We start from the raw sequence: 23252 nt of genomic DNA on the forward strand, positions 1-23252 counted from the left end.
CCGAGGCAGAATCACGCCCACCCAACGAAAACCGCGTTGGGTGGGGCACCCCCATCATGGAGAGGTGTAACATTCTGGCGTTGTCTGGGCCACCCGCCAAAGACGGTGCCGCAAACGGTGGGGCACCCTCAGATTTTATTCTGTGAGTGAGCAAGAAACTCGGCGCGAACGGTGGGCCACCCGCCAATTCTTTACGATCTTGAACCAGCATGGGTATGCGACTGGGAACTCTGGTTATCCAGCTTTTATGGTCAATACGAGTCCGAAAAACCGCGGTCCGTACACTCTTGTCAGCGCTTGCATGGGAGGGTAATGAAATGAGGAGGGTTATTGTACTTTTCCTTCTGGTCTCTCTCTACTCAACAACAGCCATGGCGGGTAGACCTGCCGAGCGCAAATTAACGGTCGAGCAAGCCAGAGCGCTCGTTATGGCATCCCTCACCACGCAGGAGAGACGGCTGCCAAAAGTGGAAGCGGAACACTTCGACGACCCAGATAACCCGAGCCCGAGGTTTTTGATCTTCACGGTGGTTTGGGAAGGGTTACCTAAAGGAAGTGTGGTCGCGGGCATGTATGCAGTTGACCCCTATACTGGAGATGTCTTTGGCGCCAACAAGGAGTGTGACGAAGTGAAGAACGAAAGGCTTGAGCGTCTCCAAGCGCAAGTTCGCGCCAAGCTCCATCTCTCGCAGTCGGAATATCGGCGACTGAAAACAAAAGGCCCGCTTTGCGAAGAGTAAGTACCGCGTTGAGTCTGGACAGCTCTCTGGCCGCCCGATGCTGCCGGGGTGACGGTTGCCGGTGGTTGGGGTGACCTTTTCGGGTTCCCGAGGCTCCGGCCTTGGGGCTGGGTTTTTGCGCTGCCTTCGGCATCGGGTTTAGCCATGACACGTCACCCCAGAATGGGTGCTGCACAGCAACTTTGGTTGCTGTAGGGTAACCACTGAAAACACGGGAGTTAGATAATCTCCGGCGCAGTGCAGCGCTGGCGGTTGCTGTACAGGCTACCCACTTTCACTTATGGCGTGGACGGGGAGGGCCGTCCGAACGCAGTCACAGCCAGCAGCGGGCCGGCGGGTGGCCCAGGTAAAAGGGGGTGCCCCAGACGAGCCGGTTTTGCTCGTCTGGGGATCATAAAAATAAACTTGCCTTGTGCAGTTTCGCCTGTAAGACGCTAAGCCGCTGAGATCACGCCCCTTAGCAACCCCCAAGTATAGCTTTTAGCAATGTCAAGCGCCGCCTTCCCGCCTGTTGTAACTCATTGATTCCGTTGCCCTTCGCATTCCGCACCCACACGTCCACAACTCTTCGATTTGCTACTCTGGAGGTAGCGCCTCCCGCGCCGCCACTGCCCTCGCGCCGCCGCCGCTCTTTGAAAATCCGCTGCCTGGACTTCCTTTGTGTACGTTTGTGCTCCTCTGTGTCCTTTGTGTTGAGTCCTTTTCCATTTGGTCCGCGTGAATCCGCGGCAGATGAATTTCTCCTCCGTTAACTCCTTTGAATAACTGATCTTGCAAGCACCGCATTGCAAACAAAGGGACTTCCCGACAGACCGTACGGATAGGTAAGAATATAGTTGGCTAACCCAAATGCAAATAAAAGCGGGGGTATCAATCTATCTGGCTAACCAAGAGTGCTAAAAAATGAAGGGTGAAGAGCACTTTAGAGTTGCCAGTAAGCGACAATGACCCATCGTGGTGGGACGATGGAGATTTGTTAATGGCGATTGATCTGGGCTATGACGAAAGCGGAAGCGACCAAATCCTGCTCGTGTCAATGCAACTCGGGGTCGGGGAAGATGCGCGTAAACTAAAACGTCGCTGGCGGGCCTTTCTGAGAAAACACCACCTCCCGTATTTCCATTCAAAGGAATTCTCCGATTCATTGGGCGGAATATTCGCAGGGATAAATAGGCCCAAGCGGGAGCGCCTGCTGCAAAATCTCGTGAACCTTATTCGGCTGAGGTTACGTATTGGAATGACTGTCCGAATTGATCTCAGTAAATATGAAGAGACTACCTCTCCTGAATTTCGCTCACGATATGGAACCGCGTATAGCTGTGCAATTAATGTACTGTTACTGGGCGCTTCACTGTACATGGACGTATTTAAGTTAGGCAAAGATGTGAACATTCTGGTTGAGGATGGGCACAGAAATTCGCGGCAGGCGCTTGAGATTTTGAATGACCTGAAAAAGTCTGAACCGCCGCAAGCTCCAGTGAGAATCCTTACTGCCGCGCTCGGCTCCAAGAGAGACCACCCGATTCTGCAAGCCGCTGATATGCTGGCCTATTCGGAATGGCAAAAGATTTCCGCTGGAGACTTGGCTATTTACCATCATCTCCATGCCCCAGGGAACGCCTATCAGCCAGAAATGATTGACGATTGCATACCTGATTTGGTTAAGGTGTTCACCGATGGCGCGGCGGAAATACAGCGGCAGAGAATTGAATTCGGTCGAAAACGAACTCAGGAGATTGAATTAAGGCAGAAGAAATAGAAAAGCCACGATGCCAGTCGGGGCCACAATTCGCAATCTCTAAGCGCACATTAGCGCAGAGGATTGCGTGTGTCAATTGCCTCTCTGCTCCATTATTCAGTTAACTGGGCCCGACGTTGGTATAGGAATATCTATAAGTCGGTCATTGCTCTTGGGCGGAGTCCATCCAAAACCGCGGAGGAATGTGGCCGTGCGATCGGCTGGGCCATCGAGCCGAATGGTGCAATTAGCGAACATAGAGTCCACCCATACACAATCGCTACCTCCATACACGAGTATGCACTCGGTGAAGGAACAGCAGATAAAACGTTTACCGTCCATGTAGATTGTGATTCCACGCGCGGTCTGATTCTCTATGGTGTCCATAACTGCACTTCCTCTCTTTTGCACGCAACCGAATACCACGATGTGAGTTATGATTGGAAGCATGAAGTCTAAACCCAAGCCCTCGGACGAGTACACGGCTTTCCAAAGCACACTTCGGCGCGTGCTCCAATGCAGCAAAGAGGAGCTGAAAGCGCGTGAACTGGAATATCAGAAATCGCGTGAGGGATTGCCGAAGCGCGGCCCCAAACCTAAGACTTCCGCTTCGGGCCGCGCTTCCCGCGCACAGGGTTAGTTAGTCGTTTCTCCCACCTTGCCAGTGACTTCCGCAAAAGTCAGCCTGCGTCCCGCGATCTGCGATAGCAATTCTGCGAAGCGCACACTGTCCGGCACAGGCTTATCGTTTTCGTCTTTTCGATTGTTGTAGCGGAAAACCTGCTCATCCAAATAGCGATGCAGATGGAACGGTTCGACTGAGACGTAAGTGCCATTCAATCCGCGTTTCAGCAGCGACCAGAAATTCTCGATTCCCTGAGTGTGTACGCGGCCACGGACGTACTCTTCCATGTGATTCACGACCGCATGGTTGTACCGCCATCCCAAGTGGTCGTATCCGATGTGGCTGTCGGTGTAGACAGTGGAACCATACTTGACGTGCTTCCGCACCATCGCATCCATAGTGTCCCGATGCAGGTACGGCACGACTTCAGCACGCGCTTTGCCAGCAGTACGGTCAATAGTTCCCATCACAATCGCCTTGTTGCGGATAGCGCCGCCCGATCCGCGCAATTCGGCGCGTTTGCGAACGTGCATATTGCGCAGCTTGCCGCCAACGTAAGTTTCGTCCGCTTCGCACTCCGAACCTGGGCCGCCAAGCTTAAAGCCAGAACGATTCCGCATGGCGAGTCTGAGCCGATGCAGCATGAACCATGCGCTCTTTTGGGTAACTCCGGTAGCGCGTGCAATCTCGTAAGAACTGACACCGTTGCGGCAGTTCGCCAGCATCCAAGTCGCGATCAGCCACTTGGAGAGCGGGATAGGCGAGTCCTCGAAAATGCTGCCTTGCTTGACGGAGAACTGATGGCGACACGCCTTGCATTTGAATCGCTGCTGAGTGCTTATGTAGTAGTGCTCAGTCTTAGCGCACTTCGGGCAGCGCGGCACGCCATCGGGCCAACGTAGCGCAGCAACAGTATCCACGCAGGTCTGCCCGTCGCTGTACATCTGCACGGCTTGCTGCAAGGTGCGTGGGAGTTTGATTTCTTTGGGGTCTTTCATAGCAAGGAAAGGATAGCCGAAAGACTTGGGTTAGTCAAGTATATTTTTACCTACGGATATCAGCAGCTAAGTCCTTTGTTTCAACAGATTCGGGTGGGGGGTAGGGGGTTAACCAGGGTCCCTCCCTACTGAGGTATCGCTTGCGGCCTGGAGTTCATCAGCTCCTCGAAGCGCGGGTCCTTGCGCAAGGCGGCGAATTCCTCGTCTTTATAGACCGACTCGATGTGCGGGTAGCCTTCTTCTATGGCCTTGCGGAGATAGTGCAGCGAGCGCTCGAAATTGCCGTTGCGCGCGTACAGCTTGGCCACGACGTAGGAGTAGCGGGCGCGGTCCTGGGGGGAGGCGATATGCGCCTGGATCCCGCCGCTGGATTGGCGTTCGAGGATGTCGGGATCGAGTTCGAGGGCTCGGAGGTACTCAGCACTGGCTTTGTCGAACTCCTGGCGTGAAAAGAGTGCGGTCGCCAGGTTGCTGTGGAAGGACGCTGATCCGGGCCGCAATCCGATGGCTTTGCGATACAGCTTGATGGCTTTCTTGTAATCCTGCTGGATATAGAAGACGACGCCCCTGTTGTTGACCGCGTCGGACAGCCCCGGTTCGAGTTTCACGGCGCGATCGAAGTCCTTCCCGGCATCGACGTATCGCATGAGCTGGAGCTCCGCGATCCCCAGCTTGTTCCACAGCGAGGCCGCTTTGGGCGATTTGGCGAGCGCAGCCCGGTAATAATCGATGGCGTCGGCGTAATACTTCTGGGCGCGCAGGGTATCGGCCTGACCTTCCAGTTGCGACGCGGTCATGTTGGGATCCGGCGGCTCAGCATGATGGAATTGCGATGGGGCCAGGGCCGTGCTTTCCTGGGTGGCCGGGCCGGTCAGCGGAGTGGGCCCCTGCGCGAAAGCGACGGCAGCGGCCAGGATGCACGTGGTCAGTGCGAGAAGGCGAAGCATGGCGGACCCTCTTTCTCTCCAGTTACTCCAACCACTCGCCGCTCCGCAAGGACAGTGGCCCGGCAACGGGGCCGCAGCCTAGCGAGGAGCGCTGCCGCCCGCGTTGGGAGGCGGGGGCGGATTGGCGGGCGGTGGCTGCTTGTTCTGGTCGTCCTCACCCTTGAAGACACCAAAGATTTTCCCAAAGAAACCTTTTTTCTTTTTCTCCGGTGGCTGCTGGCCGACTTGCTGCTGGGCCTGTGCCCCGGATTGCGGTTGAGGGTTAGACACCGGAGGGGCCGGCTTGGCTCCGAGGCCGAAGATGCGGGAGAACAAACTGCGGTGGTCGCTCTGGTCGCAGGTGTCGCGCGGTTCGGTGCCGGCGATGAACTCGGCGGTGTAGTCGTCGGGGCAGGTGGAGGTGGCCAGGCGGTTGGTCACCTTGTCGAGGGTGACTTCGACCACGCCGGGAGGCTGGGGAAACGACTGGACATCGCGGTACTGCGGCATCTGCACGGCCCGTTTCATGAATTCGGCCCAGATGGGCGCCGCGGTCACCGCCCCGCTCAGGCGCAGGTCGCTGTAGTCGTCGAAGCCGATCCAGACAATGCAGAGCAGGTTGCTGGTGTAGCCGGCGAACCAGCCGTCGTGCGAAGTGCCGGTCTTCCCTGCGGCGGGGGCGCTGAAGCCGCGAGCGCGCACCGGGTAAGCGGTGCCGAAATTGACCACGCCCTCCATCATGTTGGTCATGACAGCGGCAACGCGGGGATCGAGCACATCGCGCCTTTCGGGGCTGTAGTCTTCGATGACGTTGCCCTGAGCGTCGCGCACGGACTTGACCATGATGGGCGACACATGAGTGCCGCCATTGGCGAAGACGGTGTAGGCGCTGGCCATGTCGAGCGGGCTGGCGTCGTAGGCACCGAGGGCCATGGCAGGCGTGGCCTTCACGGAGGTGATGCCCGCGGCGTTCGCCAGAGCGGCGACGTTCTCATAGCCGGCCATCTCCGCCACCTTCACCGTCGCATTATTCAAGGATTGCGCCAGCGCATACCGGGCGGTCACCGGGCCGTGGTACTCCTCTTTGTAGTTCCGCGGCTCGTAGATCTGGTCGCCGAAGCTGAAGGTGGTCGGGGAATCGTCCACCATCGACGCGGGAGTGAAGGCGCCCTCGGGATTGGTGAGAGCGGTATTGATGGCCGCCCCGTAGACGAACGGCTTGAAGATCGAGCCGGTGGGACGCCTGGCGACAGCGTGGTTCAACTGGCTGGCGCCGTAGTTGCGGCCGCCGATCAGCGCCAGCACCGCTCCGCTGTGGGGATCGAGGGCGACGAGCGCGACCTGGGCCTGCGGGCCGGGCAGGACTTTGGTCTCGGTCCTGGCGGTCTGGCCGGCGCCTACCTTCACGCGCTTGGTGCGCAGCCTGGCGACCTGCTCGTCCACCAGCTTGATGCCTGCCTGGACCGCCTCGGCGGCGGCCCGCTGCAGGTCTGGATCGAGCGTGGTGTAGATGCGATAGGAGTTCTCGTTCAGTTCCCGCTCGTTGTAACGCTGGGTGAGCGTGTCTTTGACCAGGTCCACGAAGTAGGGAGCGTCGGTGGCGTCGACGTTGGGGGGCGCGAGCTTGAGCGGCGTGGCCTTGGCACGGTCGGCCTCGTCGCGGTTGATGGCGCCGGTCTCGACCATGGACTCCAGCACCAGGTTGCGGCGCTCGAGAGCGCGCTCGGGGTTCTTGTAGGGATTCAGGTAGTTGGGGCGCTGGATCATGCCCGCGATCAAGGCCGCTTCAGGCAGGGTCAGCGATTTGATGTCCTTGCCGAAATAGGCCTGCGCGGCCTCACCGAAGCCGTTGATGGTGAACGAGCCGCGCTGGCCCATGTACACCGAATTGGCGTAGAGCTCGAAGATCTGCTGCTTGCTGAAGCGTTGCTCCAACTGCACGGCGATGAGCATCTCGGAGAGCTTGCGGGTGAACTTCTTCTCCGGGGTCAGAAAGAAGCCGCGGGCGATCTGCATGGTGATGGTGGAGCCGCCCTGCTGCGGCTTGCCGCCGAAGCGGAGGTCCACCAGCGCGGCCTCGGCCAGCCGGTAGTAGTTCACGCCGCCGTGTTCGAAGAAGCGGCGATCCTCGATGGCGAGGACGGCGTCGACCAGGACCTTGGGAATGTCGTAGTAGCTGATGAGGCGCCGCTTGGAGCGCTGTTCGCCTTCGAACAGGGCGGTGACCAGCTGCGGCTCGAGCTCGTAGGCGGACAGGTCCTGGCCGTTCTTGTCGGCCGTGGAGGCGATGCGGTCCACCCTGCCGTCAGTGATGTGGATCACCGCCCCATCGGCGCTGTGATAAGACTCCGTGCCGGGGACGATCTGGATCCCACCGCTCTGCAGGTGGTACGTGCCGAAGCGACTGTCGCCGGCGTCGTTGTAGCCGGCGCGGCGAAGCTGGTTGGCGATCTCCTGGCTCGTGACCTTTTCGCCCAGGCGGACTTCCCTGGGCAAGGCATAGATCTTGGCGGCGTTGGAGAAGATGCGACCGCTCATGCGGCGGTCCACGATCCTCTGATACTTCACGTAATACCAGGCAAAGACGCTCAACAGGAAGGTGCAGACGACGATGAGCGCCGCCGCCGCTGCCTTGACGGCGGCCGGTGGGATTGGGGCGCTCTTCCTAGCCTTCGATAGCTTCAGCTTGACTGCCATGGATAGAATGCGCGGAGCACCAGGCCCTACTTACCTGAGACGGCATAAAAGGCCAGAGCGTTATCCAGCCGAGCCCAGAATCTCACCCCCGGGTATTCGGCTGCCATCATTTTAGATGTTTTCACGGAGGGGCGCTTGGTAGCCCACCGGCCAGAGCTTCGCCAGATCAAATCCGCCGGTTCTTGGTCGCCGGCGAGAAATGCAGATCGAAGGGATACATCGGGATATCGATGTGGACCGTGTAATCGGCCGAGATGGCCAGGTCGTTCCCCATACGCTGGATCTTGACCTGTTCGGAGGTCAAGGGAATGTCGTATTCGTGGGCCTTCTTCGCGATGGTGTCCCGGATCTCCTGCTCGCTTTTCGGAGTGTAGGAGAAGTACCGGGCCTGATTTTCGAGCTCATCCTGGAACTGGTAGTTGGAAAAATAGGGCGGCAAGACCTTCCAAGCCATATAAAACATCGCCACGATAACGCATAAGCCAAACAGAGCCTTGATCGTTTTCATCGCCCTTGTCCCTCAGCGGCGCCGGGAATCGGGCCCCTAGGCCGCCGGATGTTGGAGAAGACGCTTCAACTGGCTTGCAACCGCGCTGATGTTAGCATCCTGCTTATTCCCTGTCGAGCGAACGACGACCTCCACATTTCCTTCGGAAACCTTCTTGCCAACCGTCACCCGGAAGGGGACGCCGACCAGGTCGGCGTCGTTGAATTTCACGCCCGGACGCTCGTCGCGGTCGTCGAGCAGGACGTCGAGGCCGGCGGCTTCGAGGTCGCGCGCGATCTTCTCGGCGGCCTCGGCCTGAGCTTTGTCCTTGCTGTTGATGACGACCACGATCACGTGAAAGGGTGCGATCGAGGCGGGCAGCCAGAAGCCGCGCTCGTCGTGGTTCTGCTCGATGGCGGCGGTGAGGATGCGCTCGATGCCGATGCCGTAGCTGCCCATGATGGGGGTGACTTCCTTGCCGTCCTTGTCGAGCACCGTCGCGCCCATGGACTCGGAGTACTTGTAGCCCAGCTTGAAGATGTGTCCGACCTCGACCGCCTTGGCGACAACCAGAGGGGCGCCGCAGTTGGGGCAGCCTTCGCCGGCTTCGACCGCGCGCAGGTCGGCCCACTCGTGCTCCGCCACCTGAAAGTCGCGCCCGGGCGTGACGTTGCGCAAGTGGTAGTCCTCCTTGTTGGCGCCGGCGATCAGGTTCTTGCGGCCGAGCAGCGCGCGGTCCACAAACACCTTGGCCTTGATACCCTTGTACTCGCGCTCGTTCAAGCCGATGGGACCGAGGAACCCGGCGGGTGACTTGAAGACCGCCTGGATCTCTTCGGGATGCATGGGGCGAGTCTCGGCGACGGAAAGCACGGAGACGAGCTTGGCGTCGTTGAGCTGGTGGTCACCGCGGAGGAAGAGGATGACGGGCGTCGCTTTCGTCTCCTTGCCGTCCTCGTGCTCCACCGCCATCAGCGCGAGGGTCTTCATTTTGTTCTTCGGTGAGACGTTGAGGAACTTGGCGACGTCTTCGATGGTCTTCATTCCCGGCGTATGCACCGGCGTAGGGGATCCGTCGCCGACTGGCGGATAGTCCTCGACCACATCGAGACGCGAGGTCGCCTTTTCGAGGTTCGCGGCGTACTTGCACTTGGGGCAGCTCACCACCAGGTCTTCGCCGGCGTCGGTGTAGACCATGAACTCGTGCGACTGCGAGCCGCCCATGGCCCCGGAGTGCGCCTCGACCACCACGTACTTCAGCCCGCAACGGTCGAAGATGCGGCAATAGGCGTCGTAGTGCTTCTGGTAGGAAATGTCGAGTCCCGCCGGATCGATGTCGAAGGAGTACGAGTCCTTCATGGTGAACTGGCGGACGCGCAGCAAGCCGGATTTCGGGCGGGGCTCGTCGCGGAACTTGGCCTGGATCTGGTACCAGATCTGCGGCAACTGCTTGTAACTGCGCAGCTCCTTGCGCGCGATCTCGGTCATGACCTCTTCTTCGGTCATGCCCAGGCAGAAATCGGCGCCCTTGCGGTCCTTGAGGCGGAACATGTTGTCGCCCATGGCGGACCAGCGGCCGCTGGCTTCCCACAGCTCGCGGGGATGGATGGCGGGCAGGTAGAACTCCTGGCCGATCTTGTCCATCTCCTCGCGGACGATCTGCGTGATCTTCAGCTCGGCGCGGTGGCCGAGGAAGAGGAACGAGTAGATGCCTGCCCCGAGCTGGCGGATGTAGCCGGCGCGGAGGAGGAATTTGTGGCTAGCCACTTCCGCGTCGGCGGGCGCTTCACGCAACGTGGGGATGAAGAGTTGTGACCATCTGTGCATGAATTCGATCCTTATCGAGAACAGAAATTTTTATTGTAACGGATAGGCGAAGTTAGAAGGCAGAAGTACTGGCCGGCGGCGAGGTAGTCGCGACTAGAGCGGAACGCGACAGCCGAGGGCGGCTGTCCCACGCGGACGCTCAGCGGGCCAGTTGCTCGAGGATGTCGCGCGCCAGCTTCTGAAGTTCCGCGAAGTCCTTCTGGTAGGCCAGGAACTTGCGGTTCAGCTCCAGCGACTGGCCGGCCGACGGGTGCTTGCGCAGGATCATGTCGCGTACGTGCACCGGGTTGGGCAGCACGACATCTTCTTTCAGCTCTTCGAGGGCGGTGTTGGGATCGTAGTGGTACATAGCATTTGTGATTGGTGATTTGTGATTTGTGGTTCAGTTTATCGCCAGCCCGAATCACAAATCGCAAATCACAAATCGAAGAATTACACCATTTCGGTTCCCCACAGGTCGTGCAGGTGCAGGATGCCGGCGATGCGGCCGCTGGCGTCCACCACGGCCAGCGACGTGATCTTCTTCTGCTCCATGATATTAAGCGCCTTGGTGGCGAACTCGTCGGGGGAAATGGTTTTGGGATCCCGGGTCATGCACTCGCCTGCGGTGAGGTCGAGGACGTCTTTGCCGCGGCGCTCCAGCAGGCGGCGCAGGTCGCCGTCGCTGATGATGCCCAGCAGCTTCTCCCCTTCGACCACGGTGGTGATGCCCAGCTTCTTGCGCGACATCTCGTAAATGACGTCGGGCATTTTGGTCTGCGGGGTGACGCGCGGGATGGCGTCGCCGGTGTGCATCAGTTGCGAGACGCGGGCCAGCTTCTTGCCCAGCTTGCCGCCAGGATGGAGCTCGGCAAAATCTTCTTCGCGGAAGCCGCGGCGCTCGGCCAGCGCGACCGCGAGCGCGTCGCCGAGCGCGAGCATGGTTGTCGTGGAGGCGGTCGGGGCCAAGCCAAGGGAGCACGCTTCTTTGGCAATCGAGCAGTCGAGCGCGATGTCGGCGGCCTGCGCGAGAGTGGAAACGCGCGCCGGCGATTGCGGGGCGTAGAGCGAATCACCGGTGAACGACACCAGCGGCACACCCAGGCGCTTGAGGATCGGGAGCAGCGTGACGATCTCGTCGGTTTCGCCGCTGGCGGAAAGGGCGATGACGACGTCTCCGACGACCACCATGCCCAGATCGCCATGCAGCGCCTCTGCCGGATGCAGGTAGAGCGAGGGTGTGCCGGTGGAACTGAGGGTGGCGGCGATCTTGCGAGCGATCAGGCCGCTTTTGCCCATGCCGGTGACGACCACGCGCCCGGCACAGCCGAACAGCAGGTCTACGGCGCGCTGGAAAGCGCCCGCCATGGGGCCGGCGATGCGCTCGGCCAGTTCGCGCAGGGCCTCGGCTTCGATGCGCACCACGTTTTCGCCGATGCGGTTCACGGGAAGCAGAGATGGTAACAGACCATCAGCGGGCGTGAGACGCCGGTTTCCATTTCCGCAGGAAGGCGACCACGTCCTCGGGCGACAGGGAGCGCGCCGCCTGGAACTCGCCCGCCTGCTGGCTGAAGATCAGCTTGTCCGCGGGATCGAGCACTGCGATGGCGGGAACACCCTTCTTCAGCGGGATCTGGTACTTCTCCGCCAGGTCGAGATTCTTGTCGTACTCGCCGACGTCCACGTGAACCACGATGTAGTTCCTGTCGAGCGTGGGCTCGACGTCGCCGCTGTGGAAGGCGAGGTCGAGCACGTGGCAGTCGTAGCACCAGTTGCCGCCGAACATCAGCAGCACGCGTTTGTGCTCGCGCCCGGCGCGCTGCTCCGCCTCGCGGATCTCGGCTCTGGCGTCGGCGGCGGGATCGTAGAGCTTGGGATTGAGCCGGACCGGCTGCTTGATGCGCAGGATGCTGGTGCGCGTCTCCGAGGCTATCCTGGGCGCGGAGCCCACCTGCCAGCCTTGGATGGCAACGACGTAATTCGTCCTCGCGCCCGCAGCGGTCTTGTTCTTCAGCTCGGCTTCGAATTTGACGTACTGGATGCCATTCTGCGGCGGGTCCACCTTCACTATGTCGAGCGCGATCGATTGCAGGCCATTCTTCTTTTGCGAAGTCCAGAACTGGAGCTCGTCGGGCAGGCTGATGGACTCTTTCTTCGGGTTCTGGATCTGCGGGGCGGCGGTATAGACCCGCTTCAGGGCCTCTGCGTTACCGGAAAGCACCGCTGCCCGCCAGTGCTCGAGCGCGGACGAGAGCGCGGGAGGAAGGAGTTGATCGACGGCTTGCGGAAGAGCAGAGACCGAGAGGACGAGAATCAGGACGGGTATAGACGCGAATCTCACCTGGGTCCTCATGATTGAGACGAGCCGGTCGAGGGATCGTAACGTGCGCGCAGTCGCTATGAACGCTCCCCGACAATGTACAACACAAGGTTATGGAAAGTGCGCGGGGCGGCTGGGTCGGGCCACATCTGTTTCATGATTTCGGAACGCGCCGCTTCCTGTTGCTCAGGCGACATGCGCAACGCGGTGACGTTGGTGAAGGTGTCCCAGGCATGTTGCAGGTTAGGATGGCCCCAGGTGATCATCTCCGGCTCGACGTGCGCCAAAACGCCATGGCGCGATAGCACGTGCAAGAAGGGTTTCGGGTCGGCCAGGGAGCCGGGGCCGACACCTTTGACCGGGGGTTCGGGCGCGAACGATCCGACCAGGCGCTGGAAGCGGACGATATCGCACTGCTCCGGGGTACCCCAGACGGAGGCGACGAAGCGTCCGCCGGGCCTGAGGACGCGGGCGATCTCGGCGGCGGCCGCGGCTTTGTCGGCGACGAACATCAGGCTGAGGCTGGCGGTGACCAGGTCGCAGGAGGCGTCGAGCGCGGGAATGTGCTCGGCGCGGCCTTCGTCCACCCGGACGTCGAAGCCGGCACGGGCGGCCCGGGCCTCGGTGATGCGCAGCATCTCCTCGCTGATATCGATGGCGCGCACGCGTGCTCCGGCAGCGGCAAGTTTCATGGCCACGCTTCCCGTCCCGCAGCCGAGATCGAGTGCCGTGGTGTTGGCCCGCGGCGCGGCGCGGCGCACCACCCCGGCGACAATGGGCGCCATGCGCGGATCTATCTCCTGCTCGTAGGCGCGGGACATCGCGTCCCAGACGTCCTTCTGCCAGGAGAGGAAATCGTCCACGATGGCTGGCTTTGGATCAGTGGGCAGGCGTGACCGCCTTTCGCACCGCCAGCAGCTCGTTGAGCACGCCACGGAGTTTCTTGAGATCGAGGGCGTTGGGGCCGTCGGACTTGGCCCGCGCCGGATCATCGTGGACTTCCATGAAGACTCCGTCGACGCCGGCGGCGACGGCGGCGCGCGCCAGTACGGGGATGAACTGGGGTTGGCCACCGGACTGGGCGCCGTCGCCAGCGGAGGGCAACTGAACCGAGTGCGTGGCGTCGAAGACCACGGGCGCGAACTCGCGCATGATGGCCAGGGAACGCATGTCCACCACCAGATTGTTGTAGCCGAACGAGCTGCCACGCTCGGTGACAAAGACTTTGTCGTTGTCGGAGGAGCGGCACTTCTCGACCGCGTGACGCATGTCCCAGGGCGAGACGAACTGTCCTTTCTTGATGTTCACCGCGCGCCCACTGCGCGCGGCGGCGACGATCAGGTCAGTCTGGCGGCAGAGGAAGGCGGGGATCTGTAGGACGTCTGCGACTTCGGCGACGCGCTGCACATCCACGGCTTCATGCACGTCGGTGAGCACGGGGACCTTCACCGTATCCCGGACCTTCTTGAGGATGCGCAGGCCTTCCTTCACCCCCAGACCTCGAAAACTCTTGATGGAGGTGCGGTTGGCCTTGTCGTAGGAGGCTTTGAAGATGTAGGGCAGGCGCAGGGCGCGGCAGACACCGGCGATCGACTCCGCCATCTTGATGGCGTGGTCCTCGCTCTCGATCACGCAAGGACCGGCGATCAGGAACAGCTCGGGCCCGCCGATGGTGATCTTGTCGAGTTTGAAGGAGCGGTCGATGTGGGTCGTCATGCGGTCAGCCGTCAGGAAATCTTATCGCTTCGCGGCGCGCTCCGGGCGCAAGAACATCTCGACCTCGGCGGCGTGTTTCTGCGCGCGGCGCTTCTTCCCTTCCTCGTACGACGTGCCGACGAACGCTTTGAAGAGCGGATGCGGCTCCAGCGGCTTGGACTTGAACTCAGGGTGGAACTGGCATCCGAGGAAGTGCGGGTGGTCGGCCAGTTCGACGATCTCGACATAGGTGCCGTCGGGGGTGGAGCCGGTGATGAGTAGACCGGCGCCGGTCATCACCGCTTCGTACTCGCGATTGAACTCGTAGCGGTGACGATGGCGCTCGCTGATCTCCAGCGCGCCGTAAACCTTGTTGGCGAGCGAGCCCGGCTCGAGCTTGCAGGTCCACGCGCCCAGACGCATAGTGCCGCCCAGTTCCTCGACACCGCGCAGTTCGCGCAGCTTGTAAATGACGCGGTGCTGGGTGGCAGGGTCGAATTCACTGGAGTTCGCATCCTCAAGGCCGCAGACGTTGCGGGCGAACTCGATGCAGGCGGTCTGCATGCCCAGGCAGATGCCGAAGTACGGGACCTTCCGTTCGCGGGCGTAGCGGATGGCGTTGAGCATGCCCGCGATGCCGCGCTTGCCGAAGCCGCCCGGCACCAAGATGCCGTCGAACTCTTCCAGTTGCGACTCGTAGCTGCGGTCTTCCTTGTCCTTGGTCTCGAGGCCCTCGGCCTCGACCCAGGTCAGACTGAGCTTCAGGTTGTGCGCCAGCGCGCCGTGCACCAGCGCTTCCTTCAGCGACTTGTAGGAATCCTCGTACTCGACGTACTTGCCGACGATGCCGATCTTCACGTCGTCTTTGGGGTTATAGACGCGGTGCACCAGCTCTTCCCAGCTCGAGAGGTCGGCCTCCTTGGCCTCGATGTGCAGGTACTTGAGAACGAGCGAATCCACGCCTTCCTTCGAGAATACGAGCGGGACCTCATAGATCGAGGCCACGTCCTTGGCGGTCACGACCGCCTGCTCTTCGACGTTGCAGAACAGCGCGATCTTGCCCTTCAGATCTTTCGACAGGAAGCGGTCGGTGCGGCACAGCAGGATGTCGGGCTGGATGCCGATGGAGAGCAGTTCTTTCACCGAGTGCTGCGTGGGCTTGGTCTTAAGTTCCTGGGCGGCGCCGATCCACGGCACCAGGGTAACGTGCACGAAGAGCGTGTTCTCGCGGCCCAGTTCCTGGCGCATCTGGCGGATGGCCTCGAGGAAGGGCAGCGATTCGATGTCGCCGACCGTGCCCCCGATCTCCACGATGGCCACGTCCACCTCCTGCGACACCTTCTTCATCGCCGCTTTGATCTCGTTGGTGACGTGGGGGATGACCTGGACGGTCTTGCCCAGGTAGTCGCCGCGGCGCTCCTTAGCGATGATCTGCTCGTAGATGCGGCCGGTGGTCCAGTTGTTATCGCGGGAGAGCTTGGCGTGGGTGAAGCGCTCGTAGTGGCCCAGGTCGAGGTCGGTCTCGGCGCCGTCGTCGGTGACAAACACCTCGCCGTGCTGGAAGGGCGACATGGTACCGGGATCGACGTTGAGGTAAGGATCGAACTTCTGGAGATTGACTTTGAGTCCCCGGGATTCCAGCAGGCAGCCGATGGAAGCCGCCGCCAGACCCTTGCCCAGGGAAGACACAACGCCGCCCGTCACGAAGATGTATTTCGCCATCTGCTCCTCGACTCGCTCTTGGATTGAAGGGCTGGTTCTCCCAGGCATCGGCTGGATGTCGCCTGGGCGATACAGGGGTGCACGACCAATTATGGCAGAATCGTACTGGACTGGCTAGTCTTGCCGCGCCGGTAACGGGAGGCGGCAGGAGCGCATCCAAACAAAGTGCAGAAGATCCCTGGATTCCGCGTGCGCGTGTTTGCCAAAGCCGCAATGCTGACCCTGGTGCTGGCGGCGCTGTCGTGCCTGCTGTCGCCGGCTGCCAACGCCGACGGCGCCAAGCGCCTGATCCTGAAGGATGGCAGCTACCAGTCGGTCTCGAAGTACGAGATCAAGGGGAACCGCGTCCGCTACCTAAGCGCCGAGCGCTTCGAGTGGGAGGAGCTCCCGAAGGACCTGGTGGACTGGCCAGCGACCGAAAAATGGGAGAAGGACCGGGAGTCGGGCAAGGAATCGGCGGAAATCAAGGAGCTTTCGGAAGAGTTTGAGGCCGAGCGCAAGGAAGAGGATGCGAAGTCGCCGACCGTGGCACCGGGGCTGCGCCTGCCGTCCCAGGGGGGCGTGTACCTGCTGGATGACTTCCAGGGCAAGAAACAGATCGCCGAACTGGTGCAGAGCGGAAGCGAGCTCAACAAGCAGACCAGCAGGAACATCCTGCGGGCGGCGCTCAACCCCTTCTCGGGGGCCAGGCAGAGCATCGAGTTGAAGGGCGCGCGGGCGACCGTACAGGCGCACGAGACCCTGCCGGTCATATACGTGAATGTGGACAGCGATTCGAACGATTCGGGCGCGACAGCGCGCGTCGGTAGCCAGGAGCCGCCGCCCGCGCCGGCCGAACGCTACCGCATCGTGCGCCTGGAGAAAAAGAAAGACGCGCGCGTGGTCGGGAACCTGAAGATCGCCATCACCGGCAGCGTAAAACAGCAGCAGACATTCGTGGAGGCCGCCGTGACCCGGATGCCCGGCGGCTGGATGAAGGTCACACCGGCGGCGCCGCTGCCAACGGGCGAGTACGCCATCGTGGAGATGCTGAGCTCCAAGGAGATCAACGTGTACGTCTGGGATTTCGGCGTGGACCCGGCGGCGCCCGCCAATGCCACTGCCTGGAAATCTACGCCGGCCCAGAATACCGAGAGCGGCACGACGCCGTCACCGGTGCTGCAAGGACGTCCGCCGAAATAGTTGATTTCACCGCAGAGATCGCAGAGAACGCAGAGAGATTCAGAAATAAACCACGGATTCACACGGATGGTCACGGATTCTTCCATCTCTTTCTGATCCGTGAGGATCCGTGGTCGGCCGTCCTTATTTTTTCGTGTTAGGAGCGCGGTCGGAGACGTAGCTCTTCACGACTTCGTCCCACTTGCCTTGCGCGCGCAGTATGTATTCGACCGCGTCGCGCACGGCGCCGGCGCCGCCCGCGTGGTCGGTGATCAGGTGGGCTTCGTCCTTCACCTCTTCGCGGGCATTGGCGACGGCGATGGCCAGCCCGCAGCGGCGCATGACCGGAAGGTCGATCACGTCGTCGCCGACGTAACACGCCTCGTCTTCTTTCAGGCGCTCCTTCTCGATGATCTCGCGGAAGGCGGCGACCTTGTCGGCGCAGCCCTGGTACACGTGGTCCATCTTCAGGTCGCGCGCCCGCAGCGCCACGGTCTCGGAGATGCGCTTGGTGATGAGGCCGACCTTGATGCCGCCGAGCCGCGCCAGCGACATGGCGGTGCCGTCGTGGGCGTGGAATCCCTTGGCCTCAACGAACTGGTCGCTGGAGATGGCGTAGCCGCCCTTGCCGGCGTGGGCGCGGGCGTCTTCGCGCAGGCTCTGCTGCGCGCCCGCCGGCGCGGGAAAGAACCAGATGGTGCCGTCGGTGAGGACGCCGTCCACATCGAGGAGGAGGAGCTTGATCTTTCTTGCGCGGGCTTTGGACATAAGTACTCGGTGCTCATTACTCGGTACTCAGTTGGGGAACACGTGATTGTACACGCGGGCTAAAACGTCCCAGGGACGAACTCTTCGATCGCGAGCTTCAGCACCGCGCGGCACTTGCCGCAGACCAGCAGCGTTTCGCTCGGATCGCTGCGCAGGACCGCGAGGTTCAGGCTGTCGCAAGCAGCGCAGCCAGTCGTGGGGTCGCCCGAGTCTGGCTCGCGGAACTCCAGCTTGGACTCGCGGTCGAACTGACCGGTCTTGTGGGTGTTGATCTCGAAGGTGCTGCGGCAGTCGGCGCAGACGTGGTTGAAGCAGCACTTGGGCTCGCAGGAATAGACGATCTCCGAGCCGCCGCACTTGGGGCATCGGATCAGGTCTTTGAGTGTGGTCCCCATCCCGCGGGATTCTACAAGAAGCTCGACAGGCGTCCGGGGCCGCGGTAGATGAGCGACAGCGCCAGCCAGACCACCAGCGCCAGCACCGCTACGCGGAAGCCGATGGCTGTGGCGAAGACTGCGTACGGCCCAAAGTGTCCTACCCAGCGGAGCAGGTATCCCGCCAGGAAGACGGTCAGGACGAAGGCGACCACCACGCCGGCAAGCGCGTACTTGTACATGACGCGGTCTCCCCGCTCGTCCCCATGATACTCCTTTCGTCCGGGGCGAAGAATTTGCGAAACTGTGGCCGAAGTCCTAAAATGGCAGGATGTCGTCGGGGGAATGGGGCGAATTAGCAGAGAGGGGCGCAGCCGGTCCGCTGGCCTGGGCCCATCCCATCGTGAGGGAATGGTTCGAGCGCCGCTTTGAGTCGGCGACCGAGCCGCAGGAGCAGGGCTGGCCGGAGATTCTGGCCGGCCGCACCACGCTGATCTCCGCCCCGACCGGTTCCGGCAAGACGCTTTCGGCTTTCCTCATCTGCATCGACCGGCTGGTGCGCAAGGCGTTGGGCGGAAATCTGCAAGACCGCACCGAAGTCCTGTACATCTCCCCGCTGAAGGCGCTGGGCAACGACATTCAGAAGAACCTCGAAGTCCCGCTGGGCGAGATCCTGCAAATGGCCGGCGAGCGCGGGCTGCTGATGCCGGTGATCCGAACGGCCGTCCGCACCGGCGACACGCTCATGCACGAACGCCGGGCGATGCTGAAGCGCCCGCCGCACATCCTGGTGACTACACCCGAATCGTTCTACATCCTGCTGACGGCGGAGAAGAGCCGCGCCATTTTGCGCGACGTCGAGACGGTGATCGTGGACGAGATCCACGCCGTCGCCGATGACAAGCGCGGCGCGCACCTGGCGCTCTCACTGGAGCGCCTGGAGCGACTCACGACTAGGCCGCCGGTGCGGATCGGCCTTTCCGCCACGCAGAAGCCGATCGAGTTGGTCGCGCATTTCCTGACGGGATCGAACCGGCCCGCGCCCGCCATCGTCAACATCGGGCACAAGCGCCAGCTCGATCTCGCGATCGAGGTGCCGAACTCGGAGCTTGGGCCGGTAGCTTCCAACGAGATGTGGGACGAGATGTACGACCGCATCGCGGCGCTGGTGCGGGAGCACCGTTCCACGCTGGTGTTCGTGAACACGCGGCGGCTGGCGGAACGTGTGGCGCACCATCTGGCGGAGCGTCTGGGCGAGGATGCGGTGGCCGCGCACCACGGCTCGCTGGCGCGCAAGCTGCGCCTGGCCGCGGAAAAGAGGCTCAAGAACGGCGAAGTCAAGGTGCTGGTGGCGACCGCGTCGCTGGAGCTGGGTATCGACATCGGGACGGTGGACCTGGTGGTGCACCTCAGCTCGCCGCGCTCCATCGCGGTGACTCTGCAACGCATCGGCCGCGCGGGTCACTGGCGCGGGGCCGTGCCCAAAGGACGCATCTTCGCCACCACGCGCGACGAGCTGATCGAGTGCGCCGCGCTGGTGCGCTCCATCCATCACGGAGATCTCGACCGGCTGATAATCCCCGAGGAGCCGCTGGACATCCTCGCGCAGCAGATCGTGGCCGCCTGTTCGGCGGAAGAGTGGAAGGAAGACGAGCTGTACGCGCTGGTGCGGGGCGCGTATCCGTATCGCAATCTCACGCGCGAAATATTCGATTCGCTGCTGACCATGTTGTCCGAAGGCCTGGCTTCGCGGCGCGGCCGCTACGGGGCGTACCTCTATCGAGACCAGGTGAACGGCCGCTTGCGCGCGCGGCGCGGCGCCCGCATGACCGCGATCTTGAACGGCGGCGCCATCCCGGACAACGCCCTCTTCACCATCGTTGCCGAGCCTGAAGGCATGGTGGTCGGCACCGTGGACGAGGACTTCGCCGTCGAAAGCATGAAGGGGGAGATCTTTCTGCTGGGCAACACCTCGTGGCTGATCCGCCGCATCGAAGGAAGCTCGGGAAAGATTTTCGTCGAAGACGCGCACGGTGCGCCGCCCGGGATCCCCTTCTGGCGCGGCGAGGCGCCGTCGCGGACCACGGAGCTTTCGGCGCAAGTATCGGAGCTGCGCGAGAAGATCTCGCAACTGGTTCCGAACACCGTCCCCGGGCACGCGAACCAGAGATTGCCCGAGGTGGCGAACGCGGTGGCGTGGCTGAAGCAAGAATGCGGGCTGGATGATGCGGGCGCGGAGCAGGCTATCGAGTACGTCGTGACCGGGCGCGCGGTGCTGGGCGCGGTGCCGGCGCATCGCACGGTCATCGCCGAGCGCTTCTTCGACGAGGGCGGCGGAATGCAGCTCATCATTCACGCGCCCTTCGGCGGGCGCATCAACAAAGCCTGGGGGCTGGCGCTGCGCAAGCGTTTCTGCCGCTCGTTCAACTTCGAATTGCAGGCGGCTGCCACCGACAACGGCCTCAACATCGCGCTGGCCGAGCAGCACAGCTTCCCGCTGGCCGATGTCTTCCAGTTTCTGCAAGCCGAGAGCGTGCAGCCGGTTCTGGAGCAGGCGGTGCTGACCGGTTCGCCGATCTTCCAGACGCGCTGGCGTTGGGACGCCAACCGCTCGCTGGCGTTGCTGCGCTTCCAGGGCGGCAAGAAAGTGCCGCCGCAGATCCAGCGCATGCGCGGCGACGACCTGCTGGCGTCGGTGTTCCCCGACGTCGCCGCCTGCCAGGAGAACATCACCGGCGACATCGAGATCCCCGACCACCCGCTGGTGCGCGAGGTGATGAAAGACTGCCTGCACGAGGCCATGGACATTGACGGCCTCAAGCAGGTGCTGCGCGGGCTGGCGGATGGGACGATCAAGTTCGTCGCGGTGGATACGCCCATTCCGTCGGTGTTCTCCCACGAGATTTTGAACGCAAACCCGTACGCGTATCTCGACGACGCACCGCTGGAGGAACGCCGGGCCCGCGCCGTCAACATGCGGCGCACGCTGCCGGAGTCGGTGCTTCAGGAGGTCGGCCGTCTCGAGCCCGCTGCCATCGCCGAGGTACAGGCGGACGCTTGGCCCGAGATTCGCGACGCCGACGAACTGCACGACACGCTGCTGAGCGTCATCGCCCTGCCGGAGACCCTTGAACGCACAGTCGTGCCCGAGGGCTTCGACGCTCCGCACAGTCAGCCTGCGGACCTATGGGGCCGGTTTTTCGACGATCTGGCGCGCGATGGCAGGGCGGCACGCGCGCAAGCTGGCGGAAAGACGTTCTGGGTCGCCACCGAGCGCGCCAAGGCGTTCCATAGCGTCTATCGTGACGCTGCATTCGAGGGCCGTGTTGCCGAGATGGGCGAGGCGCCGGCTTCCGACGAAGCCCTGCTCGCCTGCGTTACCGGCTGGATGGGGGACCTTGGGCCGACCACGGCCCGGGAGGTGGCCGCCATCCTCGCCATTCCCTCAAGCGAAGTGGAGAAGGCGCTGCTGCGAATGGAAGCCGCGGGCATCATCCTGCGCGGAAGATTTGTTGAAGGACAGCCGGGGGCGGCTGTCCCACACGATATCCCACACGAAGAGCAATGGTGCGAGCGACGGCTGCTGGCGCGCATCCATCGGCTGACCCTGGGAACGCTGCGCAAGCAGATCGAGCCGGTGACAGCGGCGCAGTTCATGCGCTGGCTGCTGCGCTGGCAGCACGTCGCGCCGGGCCTGCAAACCCGCGGCGAGCGCGGCACCCTGGAAGTCCTGCGCCAGTTGCAGGGGTTCGAGGTTCCCGCCAATGCCTGGGAGCGGAAGATCCTGGCGCGGCGCATCTCCGAGTACGATCCCGCGGTGCTTGACCAGCTCTGCCTGACCGGCGCGGTGGGCTGGGGCCGGCTTTCGCCGCATCCGGCAACGCTGGAGGATTCGGCCAAGAGCATGCGGCGGGTGATCCCGACCAGCGTGGCTCCGATCACCTTCTTCATTCGCGAAGAATCCGACTGGATGCTGCCCCATCGTGCCGACGACGGCGAACTGCGAGGCCTGGGCCAGGGCGCGCGCGATGTCTTGGAGTTCTTGAAGACGCGCGGCGCGTCGTTCTTCGCCGACATCGTGCGTGGCTCGGGAAAACTCAAGGCGGAGGTGGAGACAGCGCTGTGGGAACTGGTCGCGGCTGGCATGATCACCGCCGACGGATTCGACAATCTGCGGTCGCTCATCGATCCGCGGCGCCGCGCCGGGCAGGGCTCGCAGCGCAGCGCACGGCCACGCCACAGCGCCGGCCGCTGGTCGCTGCTCTATTCGGCTGAGGCGGCGGAGCGCAACAAGGCGGTCGAGGCCACCTGCTGGATGCTGCTGCACCGCTACGGCGTGGTCTTCCGCGACCTGCTGGCGCGCGAATCGGTGGTGCCCAAGTGGCGCGAACTGCACCTCGCGTTTCGCCGATTGGAAGATCGTGGTGAAGTGCGCGGCGGCCGCTTCGTTTCCGGCTTTCTCGGAGAGCAATTCGCGCTGCCGGTGGCGGTGGATTCGGTTCGCAACATGCGAACCGTTCCACCCTCCGGCGAGACCATCACGGTCTCCGCGGCTGACCCGCTAAATCTGGTCGGCATCCTGGTGCCCGGCGAACGCGTGCCGGCTATCTCAGGGAACATGGTCACGTATCGCGACGGAGTGCCGGTAGAGCCCGGAGAGGCCGGGCTGAAGATCGCCGCACTTCAATAACGTTCAGACGCCAAGCGCGAAACCTTTTTCCATCCCAACTGTCATAGAATATTGAGAAGTGTAGGTGCGGTATGCGTCCCCTCGTTGTTTTCGTTCTCGCGTTATCCCTGACCAACTGCGGCAGCATCACAGCGACCGGCGGTTTCACACCCGGACAAATGATGGTGGTGAGCGGAACCGTGAGCTCGGTTCAGGTCTCCACGACTTCCGCCAACGGGAGCATGATCCAGGTCACCTTCGTGACCCTGCAAACCAGCGGCATGCCCAACCAGTTGACGTTCTGTGGCAACACGGCCAGCCAATTCCCCATGAACACCTCGGTCAAGGTGAACTTCAATCCCGGGCAGAACTGTAACCAGATTGTCGTAGTCATCACAGCATAGAAAGGATTGGTGGACCTGGTCGGGATCGAACTTGAGGCGCTTAGCGGGCGTGAGCCGGAGCGCAGCGGAGGCGGGAGCCCGCTGCGGAAATCCTGAGGCGGGGCGCAGCGCTGCCGAAGGAC

19 protein-coding genes are annotated in these 23252 nt (G+C 62.2%); 5 read left to right on the top strand and 14 right to left on the bottom strand.

The annotated features are described in order from the left end of the window. Positions 1 to 317: 317 nt before the first annotated feature. Positions 318 to 740, top strand: coding sequence for a hypothetical protein (locus tag LAN37_03190; protein MBZ5646212.1), 423 nt, complete (start codon positions 318 to 320; stop codon positions 738 to 740). Positions 741 to 1650: 910 nt separating this feature from the next. Then, entirely contained in the window at positions 1651 to 2499 is an 849-nt protein-coding gene (locus tag LAN37_03195) for a hypothetical protein (GenBank protein ID MBZ5646213.1), read from the top strand. Positions 2500 to 3114: 615 nt separating this feature from the next. Here LAN37_03195 and LAN37_03200 read toward each other — a convergent pair. The 11 genes from LAN37_03200 to LAN37_03250 all read right to left on the bottom strand — a co-directional run bounded on the left by LAN37_03200 (position 3115) and on the right by LAN37_03250 (position 15754). Continuing rightward, complete coding sequence (locus LAN37_03200; GenBank protein ID MBZ5646214.1) at positions 3115 to 4101, bottom strand: IS1595 family transposase; 987 nt, start codon at positions 4099 to 4101, stop codon at positions 3115 to 3117. Between the two features lie 125 nt (positions 4102 to 4226). Beyond that, a complete protein-coding gene (locus tag LAN37_03205) occupies positions 4227 to 5048 on the bottom strand; it encodes a tetratricopeptide repeat protein (protein ID MBZ5646215.1) in 822 nt (273 codons plus the stop codon). A 78-nt stretch (positions 5049 to 5126) separates the two neighbouring features. Further along, entirely contained in the window at positions 5127 to 7724 is a 2598-nt protein-coding gene (locus tag LAN37_03210; protein ID MBZ5646216.1) for a PBP1A family penicillin-binding protein, read from the bottom strand. A gap of 166 nt (positions 7725 to 7890) precedes the next feature. After that, positions 7891 to 8178: a DUF4845 domain-containing protein gene (locus tag LAN37_03215; GenBank protein MBZ5646217.1), complete on the bottom strand. Its 288-nt coding sequence runs from the start codon at positions 8176 to 8178 to the stop codon at positions 7891 to 7893. Positions 8179 to 8268: 90 nt separating this feature from the next. Further along, positions 8269 to 10038, bottom strand: coding sequence for a proline--tRNA ligase (locus LAN37_03220; protein ID MBZ5646218.1), 1770 nt, complete (start codon positions 10036 to 10038; stop codon positions 8269 to 8271). 139 nt (positions 10039 to 10177) lie between these two features. Next, positions 10178 to 10387 carry a hypothetical protein gene (locus LAN37_03225; protein ID MBZ5646219.1) on the bottom strand — a complete coding sequence of 70 codons (210 nt, stop codon included), beginning with the start codon at positions 10385 to 10387 and terminating at the stop codon, positions 10178 to 10180. An 83-nt stretch (positions 10388 to 10470) separates the two neighbouring features. Beyond that, entirely contained in the window at positions 10471 to 11385 is a 915-nt protein-coding gene (locus LAN37_03230; GenBank protein MBZ5646220.1) for a KpsF/GutQ family sugar-phosphate isomerase, read from the bottom strand. A 103-nt stretch (positions 11386 to 11488) separates the two neighbouring features. Beyond that, a complete protein-coding gene (locus tag LAN37_03235) occupies positions 11489 to 12358 on the bottom strand; it encodes a thioredoxin family protein (protein MBZ5646221.1) in 870 nt (289 codons plus the stop codon). A 56-nt stretch (positions 12359 to 12414) separates the two neighbouring features. After that, on the bottom strand, positions 12415 to 13200 hold the full coding sequence (locus tag LAN37_03240; protein ID MBZ5646222.1) for a class I SAM-dependent methyltransferase: 786 nt from the start codon (positions 13198 to 13200) through the stop codon (positions 12415 to 12417). A 16-nt stretch (positions 13201 to 13216) separates the two neighbouring features. Continuing rightward, the gene (gene kdsA / locus LAN37_03245) at positions 13217 to 14053 is read right to left on the bottom strand and encodes a 3-deoxy-8-phosphooctulonate synthase (protein ID MBZ5646223.1); all 837 of its coding nucleotides are present in this window, start codon (positions 14051 to 14053) and stop codon (positions 13217 to 13219) included. Between the two features lie 21 nt (positions 14054 to 14074). Beyond that, positions 14075 to 15754: a CTP synthase gene (locus tag LAN37_03250; protein MBZ5646224.1), complete on the bottom strand. Its 1680-nt coding sequence runs from the start codon at positions 15752 to 15754 to the stop codon at positions 14075 to 14077. 165 nt (positions 15755 to 15919) lie between these two features. Between LAN37_03250 and LAN37_03255 the strand changes: the two genes are divergently transcribed. Then, the gene (locus LAN37_03255; protein ID MBZ5646225.1) at positions 15920 to 16936 is read left to right on the top strand and encodes a hypothetical protein; all 1017 of its coding nucleotides are present in this window, start codon (positions 15920 to 15922) and stop codon (positions 16934 to 16936) included. A gap of 123 nt (positions 16937 to 17059) precedes the next feature. Here the strand turns inward: LAN37_03255 and LAN37_03260 are convergent, their stop codons facing one another. Genes LAN37_03260 through LAN37_03270 form a run of 3 tightly spaced genes read right to left on the bottom strand, consistent with a single transcriptional unit; the run spans position 17060 to position 18299 of the window. Then, entirely contained in the window at positions 17060 to 17683 is a 624-nt protein-coding gene (locus tag LAN37_03260) for an HAD-IA family hydrolase (GenBank protein ID MBZ5646226.1), read from the bottom strand. Positions 17684 to 17742: 59 nt separating this feature from the next. Then, positions 17743 to 18078, bottom strand: a complete 336-nt coding sequence (locus LAN37_03265) for a hypothetical protein (GenBank protein MBZ5646227.1) — start codon at positions 18076 to 18078, stop codon at positions 17743 to 17745. 11 nt (positions 18079 to 18089) lie between these two features. Beyond that, positions 18090 to 18299, bottom strand: coding sequence for a hypothetical protein (locus tag LAN37_03270; GenBank protein ID MBZ5646228.1), 210 nt, complete (start codon positions 18297 to 18299; stop codon positions 18090 to 18092). Positions 18300 to 18388: 89 nt separating this feature from the next. On the opposite strand from LAN37_03270, the gene LAN37_03275 reads away from it, so the two are divergent. Together LAN37_03275 and LAN37_03280 are read left to right on the top strand one after the other, a co-directional pair. After that, entirely contained in the window at positions 18389 to 22747 is a 4359-nt protein-coding gene (locus tag LAN37_03275) for a DEAD/DEAH box helicase (GenBank protein MBZ5646229.1), read from the top strand. 71 nt (positions 22748 to 22818) lie between these two features. Next, entirely contained in the window at positions 22819 to 23130 is a 312-nt protein-coding gene (locus tag LAN37_03280) for a hypothetical protein (protein ID MBZ5646230.1), read from the top strand. The last annotated feature ends 122 nt before the right edge of the window (positions 23131 to 23252 follow it).

Source organism: Terriglobia bacterium, assembly GCA_020073495.1.
Lineage (GTDB): Bacteria > Acidobacteriota > Terriglobia > Terriglobales > Acidobacteriaceae > JAIQFD01.

What these genes read in the sequence shown, in the direction of transcription:
- LAN37_03190 (MBZ5646212.1), top strand. Translation starts at nt 318, where the DNA reads ATGAGGAGGGTTATTGTACTTTTCCTTCTGGTCTCTCTCTACTCAACA.
- LAN37_03200 (MBZ5646214.1), bottom strand. Translation starts at nt 4,101, where the DNA reads ATGAAAGACCCCAAAGAAATCAAACTCCCACGCACCTTGCAGCAAGCC.
- LAN37_03205 (MBZ5646215.1), bottom strand. Translation starts at nt 5,048, where the DNA reads ATGCTTCGCCTTCTCGCACTGACCACGTGCATCCTGGCCGCTGCCGTC.
- LAN37_03210 (MBZ5646216.1), bottom strand. Translation starts at nt 7,724, where the DNA reads ATGGCAGTCAAGCTGAAGCTATCGAAGGCTAGGAAGAGCGCCCCAATC.
- LAN37_03215 (MBZ5646217.1), bottom strand. Translation starts at nt 8,178, where the DNA reads ATGGCTTGGAAGGTCTTGCCGCCCTATTTTTCCAACTACCAGTTCCAG.
- LAN37_03220 (MBZ5646218.1), bottom strand. Translation starts at nt 10,038, where the DNA reads ATGCACAGATGGTCACAACTCTTCATCCCCACGTTGCGTGAAGCGCCC.
- LAN37_03225 (MBZ5646219.1), bottom strand. Translation starts at nt 10,387, where the DNA reads ATGTACCACTACGATCCCAACACCGCCCTCGAAGAGCTGAAAGAAGAT.
- LAN37_03230 (MBZ5646220.1), bottom strand. Translation starts at nt 11,385, where the DNA reads ATGGCGGGCGCTTTCCAGCGCGCCGTAGACCTGCTGTTCGGCTGTGCC.
- kdsA (MBZ5646223.1), bottom strand. Translation starts at nt 14,053, where the DNA reads ATGACGACCCACATCGACCGCTCCTTCAAACTCGACAAGATCACCATC.
- LAN37_03250 (MBZ5646224.1), bottom strand. Translation starts at nt 15,754, where the DNA reads ATGGCGAAATACATCTTCGTGACGGGCGGCGTTGTGTCTTCCCTGGGC.
- LAN37_03260 (MBZ5646226.1), bottom strand. Translation starts at nt 17,683, where the DNA reads ATGTCCAAAGCCCGCGCAAGAAAGATCAAGCTCCTCCTCCTCGATGTG.
- LAN37_03265 (MBZ5646227.1), bottom strand. Translation starts at nt 18,078, where the DNA reads ATGGGGACCACACTCAAAGACCTGATCCGATGCCCCAAGTGCGGCGGC.
- LAN37_03270 (MBZ5646228.1), bottom strand. Translation starts at nt 18,299, where the DNA reads ATGTACAAGTACGCGCTTGCCGGCGTGGTGGTCGCCTTCGTCCTGACC.
- LAN37_03275 (MBZ5646229.1), top strand. Translation starts at nt 18,389, where the DNA reads ATGTCGTCGGGGGAATGGGGCGAATTAGCAGAGAGGGGCGCAGCCGGT.
- LAN37_03280 (MBZ5646230.1), top strand. Translation starts at nt 22,819, where the DNA reads ATGCGTCCCCTCGTTGTTTTCGTTCTCGCGTTATCCCTGACCAACTGC.